This is a genomic window from Pseudomonas sp. SCPG-7, from assembly GCF_002156405.1.
GTDB classification, from domain to species: domain Bacteria; phylum Pseudomonadota; class Gammaproteobacteria; order Pseudomonadales; family Pseudomonadaceae; genus Aquipseudomonas; species Aquipseudomonas parakoreensis.
Window position 1 is genome coordinate 208,888 of record NZ_MVOO01000007.1, and the last position, 17,878, is coordinate 226,765.

Here is a 17,878-nt window from a genome sequence, read left to right on the forward strand (position 1 = left end):
CGCCATGATGCTTGCCCTGGGCATGTTCGTTTTCAGCCTCTCCACCGCCTCCTACCAGGAACTGCAACGCCAAACCGAATGGCGCCACGCTAGCAGCAACCGCGTCGGCGCCGCGCCGGCTCGCCAGTTCGTTGGCCGTGGTGATGACTCCATCACCCTACCCGGCATCATCCTGCCGGAACTTGCCGGCAGCGCCCTCAGCCTCGACGCCTTGCGCTTGATGGCCAACACCGGCAAGGCGTGGCCCATGGTCGAAGGCAGCGGCCGGATCTACGGCTTGTGGATCATCGAAAGCCTCAGTGAAACCAAGACGATTTTCTTCCGCGACGGCACGCCACGCCGCATCGAATTCACCCTCAGCCTCAAGCGCATCGATGACGACCGCATCGACCTGATCGGCGCCGGTACCAGCGCCGGCGTCAGCATCATGAGGGCGCTGCTGTGATCGATGCCGCCCTCTCTCGCGTCACCGGTTTTCTGGACAAGACTATCGAACGCTACAAGCGCGAGGCCGCCTACCCGGTGCCAGCGTTCCGTATCACCGTGGACGGCAACGACATCGCCCAACTGATCAGCCCGCGTTTGATGAGCCTCGACCTGACAGACAATCGCGGCATCGAGGCCGATCAACTGAGCATCACCCTCAGCGACCACGACGGGCTGCTCGCCATCCCGCCCAAGGGCGCGGTGGTTCGGTTGTGGTTGGGCTGGAGTGACACTGGCCTGGTGGACAAAGGCACCTACACCGTCGATGAAACGGAACATTCCGGCGCGCCCGACGTGCTGAGTATCCGCGCCCGCTCGGCCGATCTGCGTAAAGGTCTGAAGACCAAACGCGAACGCAGCTGGAGCAATACCACGCTCGGCGACGTGCTGGGCGATATCGCCCTGGGCAACGGCCTGACCTCGACCATTGCCGGCGCCCTCGACGGCTTGCCGATTCTGCAACTGGACCAAGCCAACGAATCCGACGCCAACCTGATCAGCCGCATCGGTGAAGAATTCGACGCGGTGATCAGCGTCAAGGCCGGCTGCCTGCTGTGCCTGCCCGCCGGCGGTGGCAAGACCGCCAGCGGCGCCGAACTGCCCCACATCACGCTTACCCGCGCCGACGGCGACCAGCACCGCTACCTGCAAGCAGACCGCGACAGCTACGACGGCGTGCGTGCCTACTTCTACGATGTGAACAGCGCCAAGAAACAGGAAGCCATTGCCGGCGGTGGCGAGAACCTGAAGGATCTGCGCCACACCTATAGTGATCGCCAGTCCGCCCTGCGTGCTGCCCGGGCCGAGTTCAACCGATTGCAGCGTGGGAGCGCGACGCTCAGCTACACCCTCGCAATGGGGCGGCCGGACCTGATACCGGAGCTGACGTATACGCTTGATGGGGTGAAGCCGGAAATTGATGAGATCATCTGGTACGGCGGGAACGTGCACCACACGCTCAGTGCGGACAATGGCTACACCGTCAGCCTAGAGCTTGAGAGCAAGTTACCAGGGGAAGATATTGAGGATTTGGTCGAAGAGACCAGTGGTGATTTCACGGGGATCATCGCTTATTACCGCGATACGAAGAAAGGAATTGAGAAGATAGTGTCGGCGGGGGATCAGAGCAAACCACGGCGGCTACGGTGGTTATATGCTACAGAGAAGACAGCGAAAGTAGCTGTAGATAGAGAGTTCAATAAAATGAACACCATTTGACTAAACATTATCTACAGCAACTGGTCGGCATACACCTAACGGCGGTCTTTAGGATCAAAGCTCAAAATAACGCCGATATGCTTAACTTTGAATGGTGTACCTGAGCGTTCGTGCTTATGTACGCTATAGAAAACAAAATCAGGTCTTTCAAGGCAATCATCATCAGCATAGTCTGCAAGCGCCTTTGCTTTAAGGTGAGCTCGCCATTGCACAACTACGTTCTTAGCATCGTTATTTTTTATATATATAATCATACCACCACGATCCTGATTGACATCCCCTGTGGTGTAACGCGTAGTAAGCTGCTGAAAACCTTTGAACAAGTAGTCATAATTACTATGAATTTTAGCTTCCCCAATCCACAAAAACTCCGGTTTTTTCCCTCGCACTACTAAATCAGAGTGACCACCGATCTTCTCATCATGAGTAGCTATATAACCTAAAAGTTTCAAGGAGCGTTTTATTTCTGAGGAAAGCCTATCTTCACCATCCTCTTTCAGTAATTCAGGATTTTCTTGGAAGCCACTCAATATAGTGTCGATATCTTTGTACAAAACACAGACGAATTCCTCGTATGTGCTAGCAAGCAAACGTTCAAAAAACGGTCCGACACCGGGAATTACAGGAGCCATCGCTCTCAACTGAGCGATTGTAAAGTCTTGAATGGATAGGTCAGTCATTACCTTTACCTTCAAGAACCGCTTGAGTAGGCACAAAGTAAGGATAAATTTTTTGCTCAAAATCCAAAACTTCGACTCCATCTTCCGGATGCATCAGCTTATTTGTCCGCTGCGCCTCTTCCAAATACTCAGAATCTAACTCAAAAACATCATCTTCAACAATCAATTCGAAGCGCATATCTAAAAGCTGAACTCCAGCACCGGCTAAATACTGAGTCATCTGCAAAACCAAAAGAGAATCTTCGCTTTCAACAATCTTTGCCAACTTCGTAAAAGTCAAATGGGCTAGATCATCATGAGCGTAAACATAATCAACAAGCCGAATACATGCCCCCTTCAATGGCTCGAAAGGTACATCATCATTTATTCGGCTTATGACTTCATCTTTATTCATCACAAACTCTACAAGACTTTTTCAATCACAAAGTCGTAATCTTCCGGGGTCGAACAGTTTAGCACATGCAGTACGTCTACCACTGGATTCTTAATGCTTGCGATAGAAAAGTGCGCAGGAATCAGTATCTCCGGCTGCCCATTTCCGACGGGTGACGGCCAATGTTTCGCAATGGAGTAAGCATTCAAATCCACGACAGCCTCAGTTCCACCATGGTGATATGGATCCAATCTCACATCTCGCGCCTTGTGACGCATCTTTTCTCGATATATTCCCGCAGCGTCCGTAACGTGACCTAACTCTCCTACTACACCATCAGCATCGTCATATAATTTTTTTATCGCAGGATAAAAATTTATCGCCGAGCTTAGAACATCGGCGTGTCCGATTTCTTTGTCTGCAAATTGCGAAACCAACTGCTCAATCCTGCGCAACCGCCGACCAATATCGTCAGCATTGAACTTCTTAATTCCATCAACCCTTATTTCGATCAATTCTTGTTCAGGCAACAGCGTAACCACATCAAACAACTGCAAAGGCTTCCGACGAATACCAATCAACTCATCAAAAATACCAAAATCCTTTTTCGCATCATCATCTAGAGAATCACCAGGAATCTCTTCGCGCTCAGTAATATATTGCTTCGAGCACATCATAAAATTGACACGATCTGCTTCTTCCCAACGCGCCACACAAACAACATCCAAGGGCGCGGCAACAAGTTCTTTTAAGGATAGAGGGAAGGGAAAGGATGCAGTATAAGGCGTTTTTTTCTCTACAAACCTAGCATCCATCGCTGTAAGCAGTTGCTTAAGCGCCTTAGGATCCACCTTATAAACCTTAACAACCTTGTCGCAATACAAGGTCATCTCGTTATGTATTTTTTCAAGCGCTTGCTCGTAAGCAGCACGAGTATCTGCAGATTTCAATCCCGGAACAATTTTATCTATTGTCTGTTGCCATCCAGTCGAGACTGGCAAATCCAAATTCTTCAACGCATTTCGAAAGCTTTTAAAAGAGACGTCTCTTTGTTGAAGTGCATCTACATATACCAGTGGGTCCGTCATGTGCACCTCGTACTATTTTTATTTATATTCAGCAAAAAATCGGAAGCTGCCCAGATCGCTTTATCGATAGTGGACAGCAACGTTTAATTTTCAAGAGGTCACACAGTTCCCGCCGCTGCTCCCCATTGGAGTGAAGAAGAGACGATCTCAACGGAATGCTGTGCGTGATTGAAGAATGCTTTCTAGGCATGACCACGTCCCTGCGTGTGTAAGAAGCTCAAACCGTGAGCTTTCAGTTTTACGGATTCCAGCGTCTTTTTGCGCCCGATCCGTTCTTAATGGGTACAGATTATGCTGGCCTTTTAGAATCGGCAAGAGCTTCAGTCAAATCCTTGAGGCGCTGCTCGACATCCATTAAGCGTTTCTTTTCCTCAGCAGCGCTTTGTATCTCCCGCTTGCCCGCATCGCCCAGGGAGCGAAACAGCTCAAGCATGGCCTTCTCCTGCATGTTTGCCGACTCAGGACCTGCCCCCTCGATCGACACACCGTGAAACATAGAACCCTCACCTGTGAGTAGCCAATCCACACTTATACCCAAATGGGTGCGGAGGGCACCCATGGCTTTCGCATTGGGTTCCCGCTCATCAAGAAGATAGTTCTGTAGCGTCCTGTAGGGAATTCCTACAAGGTCAGAGGCTTCCTTGATCGACAAGCCTTTGTGGTCGAGAACACTGCGCAGGCGCGTGGCTATACTCATTTTTTCATATGATCCGGTTGACGCACTCGTTTGGGTGCGTATACTGCGAACAAACAGGTACATCTTAACCAAGTAGGAACACATCAACCATGAGCCAAGCCATGGAAAAGCGCCAGATCCAGGCGCGGCTGATTGAGAACGGAAGCAACTTCCGCCAGTTCGCGATTAGCCACGGCTACGAACCGCGCACGGTTACCCAAGTGGTTCAGCGGTGGGCTGGACAAGATTCGCTGCCGCGCGGGCGGCTGTCATTCAGCATCCTGAAAGACATCTCACGATTGATAGGGAAAGAAGTGCTCCCCGGCATCCTTGACGATACCAATGCAGAGCCAAATGGATCTGAGGCTGTTGATCAACTGTAGGGCCGACGAAGCCAAGGAGAAACCAGAAGATGAAACGCCCAGTTCTAGCAAGCAGGAAAGACGTGGTCAGTGCAGTGATCGGCGCCTATCAGGGAGGTCGCATCTACGCCGCTGCTGACTTGGGAATGCCACTCAAAAAGTTCGACAACCAGGCTTATGAAAATGCCGGTAGCCGACCGCTGAGTGACGACCACATTCATCGTCTCGAACAGGTAGCAGGAACAACCTTCCTGCCGGACTACATCGCAGCCAAATACGGCGGCATGTTTGTCCCGCTGACCGCGTCGGCGGATCTGGATAACGTCGAGCTGTACAACCGGTCAGTGAAGGCCGCCGCCAAACGCGGCATGGTTGATCAGATCATTGCCAAGGCATTGGACGACGGCGTCATTGAATCCTGCGAAGCGCAGGCAATTATCAACGCCCTGATGCACTACATGTCTGCACGCTACGCCGAAGTGCTGGCCACCATTCAACTGCACGGTCGAGGGGTCGCCGGGTGAGTACTTACAAACTTGTCTGCCCGCACTGCCAGGGCCGCATGCGCATCCGCACCAGCGAAGGCACACACATTTTCCTGCGAGTGGCCTACCTGCAATGCACCAACGAGGCTTGCGGCTGGTCGGTGCGTGCGGAGTTCGAAATGACTCACGAAATGAGTCCCAGCGGCATGGCCAACCCATCGGTGCGTTTGCCCATTGCCGATATCGCCCTGCGCCGCGCCGCGATGAAGACCGCCAACGATCAACCCGACCTGCTCGACCAAATGGAAATGGAGTGTGCGCAATGAATCACGATCAGTTGACCCACGACTATCGCAGCAGCATGCAACGTGCCGCGTTCGCTTACCTGCAACGGCACGAAGCGCAGTACCTGGTGGACTCGGATCTGCTCTATGAAAACTGCGTTCGTCACTTGGCCACGTCGCTGGAGGTGCCTGTCTTCATGGCGGAGCGCTTGGTGCACAACGCCTGGACTGAATTGCAGGTCATCAACCATCGTAAATGGATCGGCGTGGACTGGGGCAACAGCCCCAGCTGCACGGTCGTGCACTTGATCGATACCCGTGCCGATCTGCGCCACCCGGTACCGGCGAGACTGCTGCCGCAGACCCTGCTCGCCCAGCGCGACTCCGCGCACAAGCACCACCCTCAGTAGCTTCTTTTTTAAACAACCCGCCCTGCCCCGCTTCCCGTGGGTTTGGGTGAGCTTTGCCTGAAATCCGAGGTGAATCATGGAAATCGACATCGCCATCACCGCAAAACTGCCCCGCGCACAGGCAGAAGCCCTGCTCCAGGCACTGCGCGCCCAGTACTCGATGCAGTTCAACGAGTACTGGTATGACGATCGCTTTCGCATGATCCCCGAGGGTTTACGGCACGGCTCGCTGCTATCGGCCTTCCCGGTGATGGCCGCGCAAAAACGCCTGATTGGCGCCCTTAAACACAGTCTCGGCGAAGTGAAGTAAGCCCCGATGAACATGAAGCACGATCTGCGCGCCGACATCCTGCAACGCCTTGAATCCGACTACGGACTCAAGCACAAGGCCGGCAAATACATGCGCCAGGGCGAATGCCCGGCGTGCAAGAAAAAGGAGCTGTACGCCTTCCACGATGACCCGTGGATGATCCGTTGCGGCCGGGGCAAGTGTGGCCAGACCTGGCACGTCAAAGAAATCTATGAGGACCTGTTCGAAGACTGGAGCAAGCGCGCCCCGGCCAGCGAGCAACACCCCAGCGCCACCGCCCGTGCGTATTTGGAATTTGCCCGTGGCTTTCGGCTCGATCTGATTCAGGGCTGGTTTACGCAGGAAACGTATTTCTCCGGCGAGCTGAATGCCGGCAGCGCGACGGTGCGTTTTGCGTTGCAGAAAGGTGGCTACTGGGAACGCCTGATCGACCGGCCGCACCGGTTCGGCAAGATGAAGGCGCGGTTCAAGCCCGGCGACAGCCCGCGTGGGTACTGGTGGTGCCCGCCATGCGTCGAACTGCTGGACGTCAAAGAGCTGTGGATTGTAGAGGGCATCTTCGACGCCATCGCTCTGGTGCATAACGGCATTGCAGCGGTGTCGGCAATGTCGTCGGCCTTCTTCCCTGAAGAGTCTCTGAAAAAGCTGGCTCGGCAGCGCGGCGGCAAATTGCCCAAGCTAGTTTGGGCATTGGACAACGAACCCGGCGCGCACAAATACACCAAACGTTGGGTGCGCCAGGCTCGCGCCTTGGGCTACGAGTGCGAAGCAGCGCAGATCCCGCAATCGGACAGCCGCAAGGTCGATTGGAACGATCTGCATCAGCGCTGGGCATTCATCGACGGCGAGAGCGAACGTGCCGAGCAGATCGAAAAGGATCTGGCCGCCACTCGCTATCACGGCTCCTTGCTAATCGCCGAAAGCGCGTCTGAGAAAGGCGTGCTGATGTACGAATGGCGCGAGCGCCACGAGTTTCACTTCGGCTTCGACAGCCGACTCTACTGGTTCAAGATGGACCTGGAGAAATTCAACAAGGCCATGCAGGCGCTGGAGTCCTCCGAGCGCCACGAAGACCAGCTGCTGAACGAAAAGCAGCGCCGCGAAAAGGCCCTGCGCCAGTGCGGTGGCGTGGTGGAAATCGCCAACTGCTACCCACACGCGTTGTACTTCCAACGCAACGAAGTCACCGACGAATCCTGGTACTACTTCCGCGTCGATTTCCCGCACGACAGCGGCAGCGTGAAGAACACCTTCACCGGTGGCCAAGTCGCGGCGGCCAGCGAGTTCAAAAAGCGTTTGCTCAGCATGGCCGCCGGCGCCGTGTTCACCGGCAGCGGGCAGCAGCTCGACAAGATCATGAAGGATCAGCTGTTCGGCCTGAAGACTGTCGAGACCATCGATTTCATTGGCTACAGCAAACTGCACGGCTGCTATGTATTTGGCGACCTCGCGGTACGCGGCGGTATCGTCAGCGTGGTGAACAAGGAGGACTTTTTCGAGTTCGGCAAGCTGCGACTGAAGACGCTGCAAAAGTCGATCGCCATGCACATCCAGCGCGACAGCAAGCACTACCGCACTGACTGGCTACCGATGCTGTGGCTGTGCTTTGGCGCCAAAGGCATTGTTGCCCTGGCGTTCTGGTTTGGCTCGCTGTTCGCCGAGCAGATTCGCGCACAGTACAAATCCTTCCCATTCCTTGAGGTCACAGGCGAAGCCGGCGCCGGCAAGACCACGCTGCTGACTTTCCTGTGGAAACTGCTCGGCCGTGAACATGAAGGTTTTGACCCGTCGAAATCGACCCGCGCCGGCCGACAGCGCGCCATGGGCCAGGTCTCGAACATGCCCGTTGTGCTGATCGAGGGCGACCGCAACGAGCCGGACAAAGCGCACGCCAAGGGTTTTGACTGGGACGAGCTGAAAGACTTCTACGGCGGCGGCACGCTCGGCACCAAGGGCATGAAGACCAGCGGCAACGAGACCTACGAACCGCCGTTCCGTGGCGCGATTGCGATCAGCCAAAACGCCGATGTCAGCGCGTCCGAAGCGATCTTGACCCGGATTATCAAATCTCACTTTGCACGCCCGGAAGTCACCACCGAGAGCCGTGCTGCGGCTGACAACCTGAACCTGATCCCGGTCGAGCAACTGAGCCACTTCCTGTTGCTGGCCGTTCGTGCCGAAGCCCAAGTGATGGCCAAGTTCGCCGAACGCGTGCTGGTTCATGAACAGCAACTGCGCCGGCTCAAAGAAATCCGCGTGGAACGGATCATCAAGAACCACAGCCAGTTGATGGCCCTGGTCGATTGCCTGCGCTTGGTTTGCCCGCTCGATGACAACCACGTCGCCACGACGCATCAGGCGCTGATGGTCATGGCGCTGGAGCGGCAAGCCGCGATCAGTGCCGACCACCCGCTGGTTGCCGAATTTTGGGAAGTCTACGAATACCTCGAAAGCCTGGGCGAAGGCCCGCAGGTCAACCACAGCACCGACCCGAAACTCATCGCGATCAACCTCAACGAGTTCGCCGAGAAGGCCAGCGAGCATCGGCAGAACCTAGCCGACCTCAAAACCTTGCGCGGGTTGCTGGTCAACAGCCGCAGCCACAAATGGCTGGAATCCAACAAAGCCGTGTACAGCGCCGTGCGCGCGTCACAAGCCGCCGGCAACGCGATGTTCAACAAACCCACCACCGTGCGCTGCTGGATTTTTCAGAGCGCGTAAACCGCAACCAGCGCTGCAACGCTGGGCACATTCAAAAGGAGAAGCACCATGCAAGTACACGTGATCACCGGCGATGCCGGCACGGGAAAAACGACGAAGCTGAGATCGATCGAAGCCCAGCAACTGGCTGAAGGCAAACAGGCCGGGATCATTCATGCGGATGCGTATTCGCATCACGGCCTGCTCGGAATCATGGAAGTCAGGCTAGAGCGCGGTGAGCGGACGCTGCTTGTCGATGACTGCTCGATCAAACAGATCGATGAAATTTTGCAGTGGCAGAAGGAGGCCGCAGGGAACGAGCAGCTTGAAGACTTGGCGATTCACCTGGTTCGCCGCGCCGGCTGAACAACGAGTTCATGCCGAAAAGAATTGGTGCCGAGGGGCTGCAACCCCTCGACACCGACCACCCCAAAGGAGAAGCACCATGCAAGCACAAAACCCAAGTAGTGGCGGCACAGAGGCTACCACGAACGCCTTCAAAGTCGGTGACGACGTGACCTTCGTCGCCGCTCGCAGCACCGGGCACAGCGTCAGTCTCAGCGTTCGCGAAGGCAAGATTGCTGAGATCGGCAGCGCAACGGCGATCGTCAAGCTTCGCAATGGCCGCACCAGTGTGCAGCCGTTGAACAAGCTGACTCGCCAGGGCGAGCGCAACGCCCTCACCCGCGCTTTGCTGGGGGACGCCTGATGCAAACCTCAGCCAATTCTGTGGCACGCACACGCCCGCCCATGGCGAGCCATCGGCTTGACCTCCCCAGTTGCTGCGACATCTGCGGCAAAGCCCGATCCACCCGCAAGCATCAGGCCTGTAGTCGGATCCGACAGCAGCGCAAGTCTGTCGAGTGGGCCGAGCTGATGGCTACACGAGCGGAAGCGAAGAAGAACAAGCCACGGCGCTACGCGCGCTGATTTGAATTACAGGGCGAATCAGGGGAGCTGCAACTCCCCATCGTCTGCAAAGGAAGAAGCACCATGCTCAAGCGAACGCTCAAACACTTTCATTTCTGCTGCGGCCTCGGTGGCGGTGCCAAAGGTTTCAACAAATCCAAGCCCATCGTGGGCAACATCCAAGCGCAATGGCAGTGCATTGGCGGCATCGACATTGATGCTGCTGGTCTGGCCGATTTTGAGCGATTGAGCGGGGTCAAAGGCACGCTGCTGGATCTGTTCACTCGCGATCAGTACATCCGCTTTCATGGGAAAGAGCCGCCACTTGGTTGGCGTGAGGCGACCGTCGAAGATGTTCGACGTGCGGCCAACTACCAACGGCCCGATGCGGTGTTCATTTCCAGTCCGTGCAAGGGCGCATCGGGCTTGTTGTCGGAAAAGATGAGCCTGACCCCGAAATATCAGGCGCTGAACGAACTCACGTTGCGCTGCATCTGGCTGTTCGGTGAAGCCTGGAAAGACGACGCCGTTCCGCTCCTGGTCTTCGAAAACGTCCCTCGACTGGCAACCCGTGGCCGGCACTTGCTCGACCAGATCAACAAGGTGCTGTCGCACTTCGGATATGCCGTGGCTGAAACCACTCACGATTGCGGTGTCATCGGCGGCCTGGCGCAGAGTCGCAAACGGTTCCTGCTGGTGGCTCGCCATATCGAGAAGGTCCCGCCTTTCCTGTATGAGCCAGAAAAGAAGACTCTCAAGTCCGTTGGCTCGATCCTCAGCCGCATGCCGCTCGCCGGCGATATCGAAGCCGCCGGCCCGATGCATCGGGTACCGGCGCTGCAATGGAAAACATGGGTTCGACTCGCCTTGGTCACCGCTGGCAAAGACTGGCGCAGCCTGAATGATTTAGCGATCGAGAACGGCTACCTGCGGGACCTGGTAATCGTCCCGGAATACCGCGCGGGTTACCTCGGTGTGCATGACTGGCAAGACACCGCAGGCACAGTTGCTGGACGCAGCAGCCCAACGAACGGTGCCTTCTCGGTAGCCGATCCACGCGCCCGGGAAGGATCACTGCAATACCAGCAGTACGGCGTGCGTCGGTGGGATGAAACCAGTGGTGCGGTCATCGGCGTCAAGTCACCCGGGCAAGGAACGTTCAGCGTTGCTGATCCCCGCCGGCCTGGTGACGGCTTCGGCAAGTACCTGGTTTCGCCGTGGGGTCAATCGACAGGAACAGTCATCGCCGGCAGCACCACCGGGCAAGGCGCATTCGCGGTTCAGGACCCTCGACCAGGTATGAAGCGCAAGAAGGGTGATGCCTACCTGACTGGCGGTCACTACGGCGTAGTCGGCTGGAACGAGCAATGCGGCGCTGTGTCGGCCAGCGCCAAACAGGACAACGGGCGCTGGTCGGTGGCGGATCCGCGCATGCCAGAGGCAAATGACCGGTTGACCTGCGTGATTGAAAGTCTCGACGGCACTTGGCACCGCCCCTTCACCACGCTGGAGCTGGCCGCGCTGCAAAGCCTGATCGAACCGGAAGAACAGTTCGAGCTGGACGGTCTGAGTGATCAGGCATGGCGTGAAAGAATTGGCAACGCGGTGCCGCCGCACGCCGCCGAAGCAATTGCCGATGTGATGGGCTCCACGCTGCTGCTGGCTGCCTCCGGCGAAACTTTCATGCTCAACAGCATGCCGATCTGGGTTCGCCCGATAGCTGTAGGCCTGAGCGTGGCACAACAGGAGGCTGCGCTATGACTGTTTTCCTGCTGCTGTATCTGTGCACGGACGCGACTCGGACGGATTGCCAAGTGTTGCCGACTCAAAGCTGGAAAGGAGATACCGCCTACGAAGAATGTCTCGACGCTATCCCCGGCCTGACTAAAGCGCTGACAGCGACCAACCGTGAGCGGCACCGATTTGTCTGCGACGTCCTTACTGAGACTGAAAATCCGGTGGAGGATGTTGCACGGCCGAGGTTCATTCATCAATCGTTTCGGATGTGAGGGGAGCATCATGAACACAGCTTTCATTCTGATGGCTCAGTACGACGGCCAGGCAATTATCCCGCTTGATCGGGTGTGCCGTGACTACTTCACACACCTGACGCCCGAAATGTTCCAGCGCAAGGTTTTGAGCGGCCAGATCAAGATCCCGATCACCCGGCTGGAGCCGAGCCAGAAGTCCGCCAAGGGCGTTCACATCGGAGACCTGGCGGCATACCTCGATCTCCAGCGCGCCGCCGCGGTGAAAGAAAACAACCAGCTCAACGGCTTAAAACCCTCCTATTGAGCCACTTCATTGATGCGGCGCCCAGTTGGACGGGCGCCCTCAATATCTTTTCATGCCACTCCCACCCCACATACCGATCACCCTTACCACGCAGGTGGGTGTAGCGTCGCAGCGAATTCCAGTCCCTGTGCCCCGACACGCTCGCTACGCGCGGAATGTCCCAGTCCATTTCAAACAGGCGGCTGACACCCTCGTGGCGAAGGTCGTGAAAGTGCAGGTCAGCGATACCCAAAAACTTGCAGGCCTTCGCCCAGGAAGTGGAAATAGACTCGGGGCTGTACGGAAAAATATCGTCGCCGGCCTTTGGCATTGTCTGGAGTATCTGCCACGCCTCATCTGGCAAGTAACACCAGACGTCATTGCCGATCTTCTGCCCGGGGTTCTTCATGTCCCGAACCAGGACTCGCTGGCCAGCCTCGTCTACATCCGCCCAGCGAATGCGGGTGATTTCATCGAGACGGCGGGTTGAGAACAGGGCGAAGCCTACGACCTTCAGCATGTTGGTGACACTTCGACGCCGCGCCTGCATGTCCTCATAGTGGATCATGATCTTGCCCAACTCATCCAACGTAGGGCGCCGGTCCCGCTCGCGACTCTTGAGGTTGTAGCCGAGTTTGCGCAGCACTCGCCGCGCTCCAGCCATGGCCAGCGGATCAACCTGATAACCCCATGCGTCCCTTGCGATGGAAAGCACGGCGCCGAGGTGCGCGAGATCGTTGCCAGCGGTTTGCGCTTGGACGCCTCCCCCTTCGCTACTCATCCGCCACAGGGCGAAGTCCACCAGGCACTGCGTATTGATGTCGGTATCGTTGAGCTTGCCGAAGTAGCTGGCACCGATGGCCGTGAGCGTGGCCTTTTTGGTTTTGCCCAGCGGCCGCGCTTTTTCGACCTCGCGAAGGTATTGATCAATCATCTCTTTGGCAGTGGCGCCCCTGCGGCTCGCCCGCTCGATCGCACCAGGCTCATCAAGTTCTGATTCACGCTTACGCGCCCAAGCCTGCGCAGCCTGTTTCCGGGCGAAGGTCTGGCTCTCTTGGTAGACTTGCACCCCATCACGCTTGATGCGGATCTGAGCGGTATAGCTCACAGACCCATCCGCCAGTTTTCTTGCCCTGATAGCTGCCATATCGAAAGTGGTACGCGTCAGTTTTGAAGTGGTACATCGTACCACCGAGACCTGAAAAACGCCTGAAAACGCCCTAAAACACGCCGAAAACACGTTGAGTAAAATGGTACAGAATCAGAGCCTTAGCCCAGTAAAATCAATGCCTACGCTGTCTCGGCGCTTTAGTGTTGCACCCATGATGGATTGGACTGATAGGCATTGCAGATACTTCCTACGCCTCCTGTCGAAGAACGCCCTGCTCTACACCGAAATGGTCACCACCGGCGCTCTCCTCAACGGCGATCACGAACGTTTCCTCCGTCACAACGAAGCCGAGCATCCGTTGGCGCTGCAGTTGGGTGGTAGTGTTCCGCTGGATCTGGCCGCTTGCGCGCGCATGGCGCAGGAGCATGGTTACGACGAGGTGAACCTGAATGTGGGCTGCCCGAGTGATCGGGTGCAGAACAATATGATCGGTGCGTGCCTGATGGGGCATCCGCAGTTGGTGGCGGATTGCGTGAAGGCGATGCGCGATGCGGTGTCGATTCCGGTGACGGTGAAGCATCGGATCGGGATCAATGGGCGGGACAGTTACGCCGAGTTGTGTGATTTCGTCGGTACGGTGCGGGATGCCGGGTGTACCAGTTTTACCGTGCATGCGCGGATTGCGATTCTGGAGGGCTTGTCGCCGAAGGAGAATCGCGATATTCCGCCGTTGCGGTATGACGTGGCGGCGCAGTTGAAGGCGGATTTTCCGGAGCTGGAGATTGTGCTGAACGGCGGGATCAAGACGATGGAGGCCTGCCATGAGCATTTGCAGACCTTTGACGGTGTGATGCTTGGGCGTGAGGCTTATCACAATCCGTATTTGCTGGCGGAGGTGGATCAGCAGTTGTTCGGCAGCAGCGCGCCGGTGATCAGCCGGGCCGAGGCGCTGGCGCAGTTGCGGCCTTATATTGCCGAGCATTTGCAGGCGGGCGGTGCGATGCATCACATCACCCGGCATGTGCTGGGGTTGGGTACCGGGTTCCCGGGGGCGCGTAAATTCCGTCAGTTGTTGTCGGTGGATATTCACAAGGCCAAGGATCCGCTGGCGTTGCTGGATCAGGCTGGCGAGTTGCTGCAAGGGCGTTGATGCCCTCCCCCCGTAAAACGCGCCAGGCGGATTGATCCGCCTGGCGTGCGCATCACCCCGCCGCCGCTTCCGTCCAGTTCACCCAGCCAAACACCCACGTCGCCAGAATCAACAAGCCAAACGCGATCCGATACCAGGCGAACGCGGCGTAGCTGTGGTTGGCGATAAATTTGAGCAGGCCGCGCACGGCGATCATGGCGAAGATGAAGGCGATGACGAAACCCAAAGCGAACACTGGGAGGTCGCTGGCCTGGAACAGGTCACGGTATTTGTAGCCGGAGTACACCGCGGCGCCGACCATGGTCGGCATGGCGAGGAAGAACGAGAACTCTGTGGCGGCTTTCCGGGACAAGCCGAACAATAAACCGCCGATGATGGTCGAGCCCGAGCGCGACGTGCCGGGAATCATTGCCAGGCATTGCACGAAACCGATTTTCAACGCGTCTGACCAGCGCATGTCGTCGACGTGATCGACGCTCACCACATGGCTGCGCTGCTCCGCCCACAACATGACGATGCCGCCCACCACCAAGGCCATGGCCACGGTGATCGGGTTAAACAGGTATTGATGGATTTTGTCAGCGAACATTACCCCGAGGACCACCGCTGGCAGAAAGGCAATCAACAGATTGAGGGTGAAACGTTGCGCATTGCGTTGGGTGGGCAGGCCTTTGACGATGTCGAAGATCTTCGGGCGAAACTCCCAGACCACGGCCAGGATCGCCCCCAGTTGAATGATGATGTTGAACGCCATCGCGCGTTCGCCGCCGAAGTCCAGCAGGTCGGCGACGATGATCTGGTGGCCGGTACTGGAGATCGGCAAGAACTCGGTCAGGCCTTCCACTGCGCCCAAAATCAACACCTGGATAAAGGTCCAGAAATCCATTAATCCTCCGTCAGAGCGCTCTTGCTGAGCGACCGGTCAACTGTATTCAGGAATTGAGTATCTGAAGTTAAACAATCGGTATAACGCGACACCCATTGCCTGATCAGGCGACGGAGAATATGTCTGATCAAAAGAAACACTCAAGCCATGTTAATAAACGTCCGCCTACGAACTACCCGAAAAATATTTAGGCCTATAGTAGAAAAAAGTTCGATTCGCCAATAAAGTGTGAACCAGCTCACACTGTCTCAGGATCGTGAACAGTGGCAATTGGACATGAATAAAGCCATCGCCATAGATTCAAAATAGTGGCACAATTCCACATTGCCATCATGTAACGACTAGTTCACAGCCCCGAGAAAATCAACTAAAAGCTTGAAATGCTTAATTATTGTTAGAAAACTCGGGAGCCACGTCTAAAAATCGCGTGAATGTTACCAATTGTCAGTCACAGATGAGAACCGGTGCTTTAACATCCCGATGTCAGCACCTAATTCGAGTCAATGCATGATGCTCTCAGGGAACTTGGCGACTAGAAGTCCGCGCCCGACGAATGACGTACCCGGTGTTCTTACTCTGGGTCGTACCCGTGGCGTGGCCGAACATTTCAGGGCGCTGATCGCGAAGCACGTAAACACTGATATGGCACTTGAGGCCGGTTCGTACACTAGTTCCTTCAACAATGAACTTTCTGGTCCGTATCGCGCCATCTTCATCGTTATCGACACTCCGCAAGCGCTGGAAGACAATCTTGCGCTGATCGAAAACCTGCGCAGCGACAACTTGAAGCCGATCATCTGCGCGGTCATTACCGGTCGCGGCGCGTTCAACAAGATCAAGTATTTTCTGGCCGGCGCCGACTTCTGTATCAAACTCAATACCCTTGCCGACGAGGGCGACGAGTTGCTTGGTGAGTTCTTCAACAGTGAAGAATGGCAGCGGGATATCAATCTGACGCTCGACCCTACGCGTATCTGCCTGCTGGGCAGCCCCCGTCAGAAACTCGACATCTCGTTCGCCGAGATGAAGATCCTGGAAGCCTTTGCGCAGACCAGCAATCACATTCTCAGTCATGATGAAATCGCCAGCATCATGGGGCTCAACACCCATTTCTACGACCCGAGAGCGTTGGAAAAATCCATCAGCCGCTTGCGTGGAAAAATCAAGGACATGTATGGTACGAATGCGATTCAGAGCATCCGCGGCTACGGCTATCGCCTGATGCGGGGTCTGATATCGACTGCCTGACTCTCGGGCAGCCATCCTCTTTGCATAATTACGAAGGATCGTCATATGCAACCATACCGCTCTAGTTGTACTTCACATCTAATTATAATCAAGCCATTGAATGAGCACGGCTACACCGAACCATAACAATAAACTTCACAACATAGCAGCAGAACGAGTGGAACTTATCGAGGGCCATTTTAAGCCCAGACCCTGCCTGTCGATTACTTCCGAGGAAGTCATTGCTCGCCTGCCGATTTATCTTTTCGCCCATTTTGGTGCACATTTTAGGAGAGAGACATGGAAACGAGTACAACCCTCCCGAGAAAATATTTTGTCGTCGTGACTCACAGTACAACGTCGCAGCGTGAACTTGAGAGCATTCTGTCCAGCGAGCGCTTCAATTCGTTTGGCACGTCTCAGGCACAAATGTTTATTGAAGGTGCTACTTCGCCCTCTTCCGCGCCCATGCTGATGGAGTTCTCTTACCCAAGCGGCACCCGCAAACACGTGGCCCGCACGATTGAACATGACACCCAGCGCATCCTCGCCACCCTCGAATCGGAATGGCTGTCCGCACAATCGGCGAAGCCGTTTCAAAGTGCAGAGAGCGACAATCGCACTGCCGCCATTGAGGACGCTGCCACTGGCAACACGACCTGGCATCTGGACGATGATCAAGGCGCCCTGATCAAGGAAGGCGTCGAAATCAGCCTGACCGGACTGGAAACCGCGCTGGTGCGCAAAATGCTCCATCACGAAGAGCGCGTTGTCAGCCGCGACGATCTGATCCTCAGCATCGGCCGTGAACCGGAGCAATATCGTGGCCTGGAGATGTGCCTGAGTCGCCTGCAGGACAAGTTCAAAAGCGCCAGTAATGGGGAGCGATTGTTCCGTGCCGTAAGAAACCGCGGTTATTGCCTCATCCAGGAAATCGTTGCGTAAACACGCACGATCACCGCGAACAAAACAAACAGAAAACAGTGCGATTACAAAAACAACAAGAGCACTCTGTTTGACTTCACCTCCCTGGTAAATAAAAGTTCCCTGCCTCCACCCCTCCTACAGTAACAAACACAACATCATTTATTCACCCCTTGCTCCACGACCTTTTCTAACAGCCTTGTATTTGATTATTCAAAAGTTGGCACAGTGCCATCTTGTTAGAACTCGTCAGACACCCTCTCCGGCAATAACTTAGTCTATTGATTGACGACAGTTCGGCCTATCGACGTTGTTACCTCAGGAC

23 protein-coding genes are annotated in these 17,878 nt (G+C 55.7%); 17 read left to right on the forward strand and 6 right to left on the reverse strand.

What is annotated here, in order from left to right; all coding sequences use genetic code 11:
• The first annotated feature begins 4 nt into the window (after window positions 1-4).
• Window positions 5-445 carry a phage tail protein gene (locus B1722_RS15625; RefSeq protein ID WP_086793323.1) on the forward strand — a complete coding sequence of 147 codons (441 nt, stop codon included), beginning with the start codon at window positions 5-7 and terminating at the stop codon, window positions 443-445.
• Complete coding sequence (locus tag B1722_RS15630) at window positions 442-1,704, forward strand: phage late control D family protein (RefSeq protein ID WP_086793325.1); 1,263 nt, start codon at window positions 442-444, stop codon at window positions 1,702-1,704. The genes B1722_RS15625 and B1722_RS15630 overlap by 4 nt, the downstream gene beginning before the upstream one ends.
• Before the next feature lie 35 nt (window positions 1,705-1,739).
• Here the strand turns inward: B1722_RS15630 and B1722_RS15635 are convergent, their stop codons facing one another.
• The 4 genes from B1722_RS15635 to B1722_RS15650 form a co-directional block, all read right to left on the reverse strand.
• Window positions 1,740-2,384: a hypothetical protein gene (locus B1722_RS15635; RefSeq protein ID WP_086793327.1), complete on the reverse strand. Its 645-nt coding sequence runs from the start codon at window positions 2,382-2,384 to the stop codon at window positions 1,740-1,742.
• Window positions 2,377-2,778 carry a hypothetical protein gene (locus B1722_RS15640; protein WP_086793329.1) on the reverse strand — a complete coding sequence of 134 codons (402 nt, stop codon included), beginning with the start codon at window positions 2,776-2,778 and terminating at the stop codon, window positions 2,377-2,379. Before B1722_RS15640 ends, B1722_RS15635 begins: the two co-directional genes overlap by 8 nt.
• A gap of 8 nt (window positions 2,779-2,786) precedes the next feature.
• Window positions 2,787-3,845, reverse strand: a complete 1,059-nt coding sequence (locus B1722_RS15645) for a hypothetical protein (RefSeq protein ID WP_086793331.1) — start codon at window positions 3,843-3,845, stop codon at window positions 2,787-2,789.
• 289 nt (window positions 3,846-4,134) lie between these two features.
• Window positions 4,135-4,542: a helix-turn-helix domain-containing protein gene (locus B1722_RS15650; protein WP_253149656.1), complete on the reverse strand. Its 408-nt coding sequence runs from the start codon at window positions 4,540-4,542 to the stop codon at window positions 4,135-4,137.
• Window positions 4,543-4,643: 101 nt separating this feature from the next.
• On the opposite strand from B1722_RS15650, the gene B1722_RS15655 reads away from it, so the two are divergent.
• From B1722_RS15655 to B1722_RS15710, 12 genes are all read left to right on the forward strand, one after another.
• Entirely contained in the window at window positions 4,644-4,904 is a 261-nt protein-coding gene (locus tag B1722_RS15655; RefSeq protein WP_086793333.1) for a hypothetical protein, read from the forward strand.
• A 29-nt stretch (window positions 4,905-4,933) separates the two neighbouring features.
• Entirely contained in the window at window positions 4,934-5,407 is a 474-nt protein-coding gene (locus B1722_RS15660) for a YmfL family putative regulatory protein (RefSeq protein WP_086793335.1), read from the forward strand.
• Window positions 5,404-5,694 carry an ogr/Delta-like zinc finger family protein gene (locus B1722_RS15665; RefSeq protein ID WP_086793337.1) on the forward strand — a complete coding sequence of 97 codons (291 nt, stop codon included), beginning with the start codon at window positions 5,404-5,406 and terminating at the stop codon, window positions 5,692-5,694. Before B1722_RS15660 ends, B1722_RS15665 begins: the two co-directional genes overlap by 4 nt.
• The gene (locus B1722_RS15670; RefSeq protein ID WP_086793338.1) at window positions 5,691-6,062 is read left to right on the forward strand and encodes a hypothetical protein; all 372 of its coding nucleotides are present in this window, start codon (window positions 5,691-5,693) and stop codon (window positions 6,060-6,062) included. Before B1722_RS15665 ends, B1722_RS15670 begins: the two co-directional genes overlap by 4 nt.
• Window positions 6,063-6,138: 76 nt before the next feature.
• A complete protein-coding gene (locus tag B1722_RS15675) occupies window positions 6,139-6,372 on the forward strand; it encodes a hypothetical protein (RefSeq protein WP_086793340.1) in 234 nt (77 codons plus the stop codon).
• A gap of 6 nt (window positions 6,373-6,378) precedes the next feature.
• On the forward strand, window positions 6,379-9,093 hold the full coding sequence (locus B1722_RS15680; RefSeq protein WP_176393379.1) for a toprim domain-containing protein: 2,715 nt from the start codon (window positions 6,379-6,381) through the stop codon (window positions 9,091-9,093).
• A gap of 48 nt (window positions 9,094-9,141) precedes the next feature.
• Window positions 9,142-9,438: a hypothetical protein gene (locus B1722_RS15685; RefSeq protein WP_086793342.1), complete on the forward strand. Its 297-nt coding sequence runs from the start codon at window positions 9,142-9,144 to the stop codon at window positions 9,436-9,438.
• A gap of 79 nt (window positions 9,439-9,517) precedes the next feature.
• Window positions 9,518-9,781 carry a hypothetical protein gene (locus B1722_RS15690; protein WP_176393380.1) on the forward strand — a complete coding sequence of 88 codons (264 nt, stop codon included), beginning with the start codon at window positions 9,518-9,520 and terminating at the stop codon, window positions 9,779-9,781.
• Window positions 9,781-10,002: a hypothetical protein gene (locus B1722_RS29890; RefSeq protein WP_086793344.1), complete on the forward strand. Its 222-nt coding sequence runs from the start codon at window positions 9,781-9,783 to the stop codon at window positions 10,000-10,002. The genes B1722_RS15690 and B1722_RS29890 overlap by 1 nt, the downstream gene beginning before the upstream one ends.
• Window positions 10,003-10,065: 63 nt before the next feature.
• The gene (locus tag B1722_RS15700) at window positions 10,066-11,742 is read left to right on the forward strand and encodes a DNA cytosine methyltransferase (protein ID WP_086793347.1); all 1,677 of its coding nucleotides are present in this window, start codon (window positions 10,066-10,068) and stop codon (window positions 11,740-11,742) included.
• A complete protein-coding gene (locus B1722_RS15705) occupies window positions 11,739-11,990 on the forward strand; it encodes a hypothetical protein (protein WP_086793349.1) in 252 nt (83 codons plus the stop codon). Before B1722_RS15700 ends, B1722_RS15705 begins: the two co-directional genes overlap by 4 nt.
• A 10-nt stretch (window positions 11,991-12,000) precedes the next feature.
• Window positions 12,001-12,276: a pyocin activator PrtN family protein gene (locus B1722_RS15710; protein WP_086793351.1), complete on the forward strand. Its 276-nt coding sequence runs from the start codon at window positions 12,001-12,003 to the stop codon at window positions 12,274-12,276.
• On the opposite strand, the gene B1722_RS15715 is transcribed toward B1722_RS15710, so the two are convergent.
• On the reverse strand, window positions 12,251-13,402 hold the full coding sequence (locus tag B1722_RS15715; RefSeq protein WP_086793353.1) for a site-specific integrase: 1,152 nt from the start codon (window positions 13,400-13,402) through the stop codon (window positions 12,251-12,253). The two genes, B1722_RS15710 and B1722_RS15715, sit on opposite strands and share 26 nt — an antisense overlap.
• Before the next feature lie 139 nt (window positions 13,403-13,541).
• Between B1722_RS15715 and dusA the strand changes: the two genes are divergently transcribed.
• Window positions 13,542-14,516: a tRNA dihydrouridine(20/20a) synthase DusA gene (gene dusA / locus B1722_RS15720; RefSeq protein ID WP_176393381.1), complete on the forward strand. Its 975-nt coding sequence runs from the start codon at window positions 13,542-13,544 to the stop codon at window positions 14,514-14,516.
• Between the two features lie 52 nt (window positions 14,517-14,568).
• Here the strand turns inward: dusA and B1722_RS15725 are convergent, their stop codons facing one another.
• Window positions 14,569-15,402, reverse strand: a complete 834-nt coding sequence (locus tag B1722_RS15725) for an undecaprenyl-diphosphate phosphatase (protein WP_041074644.1) — start codon at window positions 15,400-15,402, stop codon at window positions 14,569-14,571.
• 507 nt (window positions 15,403-15,909) lie between these two features.
• On the opposite strand from B1722_RS15725, the gene B1722_RS15730 reads away from it, so the two are divergent.
• On the forward strand, window positions 15,910-16,650 hold the full coding sequence (locus B1722_RS15730) for a winged helix-turn-helix domain-containing protein (RefSeq protein WP_086793357.1): 741 nt from the start codon (window positions 15,910-15,912) through the stop codon (window positions 16,648-16,650).
• A 279-nt stretch (window positions 16,651-16,929) separates the two neighbouring features.
• Window positions 16,930-17,574, forward strand: a complete 645-nt coding sequence (locus B1722_RS15735; protein ID WP_041074648.1) for a helix-turn-helix domain-containing protein — start codon at window positions 16,930-16,932, stop codon at window positions 17,572-17,574.
• The last annotated feature ends 304 nt before the right edge of the window (window positions 17,575-17,878 follow it).

Coding starts and splice junctions, on each gene's coding strand:
- B1722_RS15625 (WP_086793323.1), top strand. CDS start 5: ATGATGCTTGCCCTGGGCATGTTCGTTTTCAGCCTCTCCACCGCCTCC.
- B1722_RS15655 (WP_086793333.1), top strand. CDS start 4,644: ATGGAAAAGCGCCAGATCCAGGCGCGGCTGATTGAGAACGGAAGCAAC.
- B1722_RS15700 (WP_086793347.1), top strand. CDS start 10,066: ATGCTCAAGCGAACGCTCAAACACTTTCATTTCTGCTGCGGCCTCGGT.
- dusA (WP_176393381.1), top strand. CDS start 13,542: ATGCCTACGCTGTCTCGGCGCTTTAGTGTTGCACCCATGATGGATTGG.
- B1722_RS15705 (WP_086793349.1), top strand. CDS start 11,739: ATGACTGTTTTCCTGCTGCTGTATCTGTGCACGGACGCGACTCGGACG.
- B1722_RS15735 (WP_041074648.1), top strand. CDS start 16,930: ATGGAAACGAGTACAACCCTCCCGAGAAAATATTTTGTCGTCGTGACT.
- B1722_RS15715 (WP_086793353.1), bottom strand. CDS start 13,402: ATGGCAGCTATCAGGGCAAGAAAACTGGCGGATGGGTCTGTGAGCTAT.
- B1722_RS29890 (WP_086793344.1), top strand. CDS start 9,781: ATGCAAACCTCAGCCAATTCTGTGGCACGCACACGCCCGCCCATGGCG.
- B1722_RS15730 (WP_086793357.1), top strand. CDS start 15,910: ATGATGCTCTCAGGGAACTTGGCGACTAGAAGTCCGCGCCCGACGAAT.
- B1722_RS15660 (WP_086793335.1), top strand. CDS start 4,934: ATGAAACGCCCAGTTCTAGCAAGCAGGAAAGACGTGGTCAGTGCAGTG.
- B1722_RS15675 (WP_086793340.1), top strand. CDS start 6,139: ATGGAAATCGACATCGCCATCACCGCAAAACTGCCCCGCGCACAGGCA.
- B1722_RS15635 (WP_086793327.1), bottom strand. CDS start 2,384: ATGACTGACCTATCCATTCAAGACTTTACAATCGCTCAGTTGAGAGCG.
- B1722_RS15650 (WP_253149656.1), bottom strand. CDS start 4,542: ATGAGTATAGCCACGCGCCTGCGCAGTGTTCTCGACCACAAAGGCTTG.
- B1722_RS15710 (WP_086793351.1), top strand. CDS start 12,001: ATGAACACAGCTTTCATTCTGATGGCTCAGTACGACGGCCAGGCAATT.
- B1722_RS15645 (WP_086793331.1), bottom strand. CDS start 3,845: ATGACGGACCCACTGGTATATGTAGATGCACTTCAACAAAGAGACGTC.
- B1722_RS15640 (WP_086793329.1), bottom strand. CDS start 2,778: ATGAATAAAGATGAAGTCATAAGCCGAATAAATGATGATGTACCTTTC.
- B1722_RS15680 (WP_176393379.1), top strand. CDS start 6,379: ATGAACATGAAGCACGATCTGCGCGCCGACATCCTGCAACGCCTTGAA.
- B1722_RS15670 (WP_086793338.1), top strand. CDS start 5,691: ATGAATCACGATCAGTTGACCCACGACTATCGCAGCAGCATGCAACGT.
- B1722_RS15685 (WP_086793342.1), top strand. CDS start 9,142: ATGCAAGTACACGTGATCACCGGCGATGCCGGCACGGGAAAAACGACG.
- B1722_RS15725 (WP_041074644.1), bottom strand. CDS start 15,402: ATGGATTTCTGGACCTTTATCCAGGTGTTGATTTTGGGCGCAGTGGAA.
- B1722_RS15690 (WP_176393380.1), top strand. CDS start 9,518: ATGCAAGCACAAAACCCAAGTAGTGGCGGCACAGAGGCTACCACGAAC.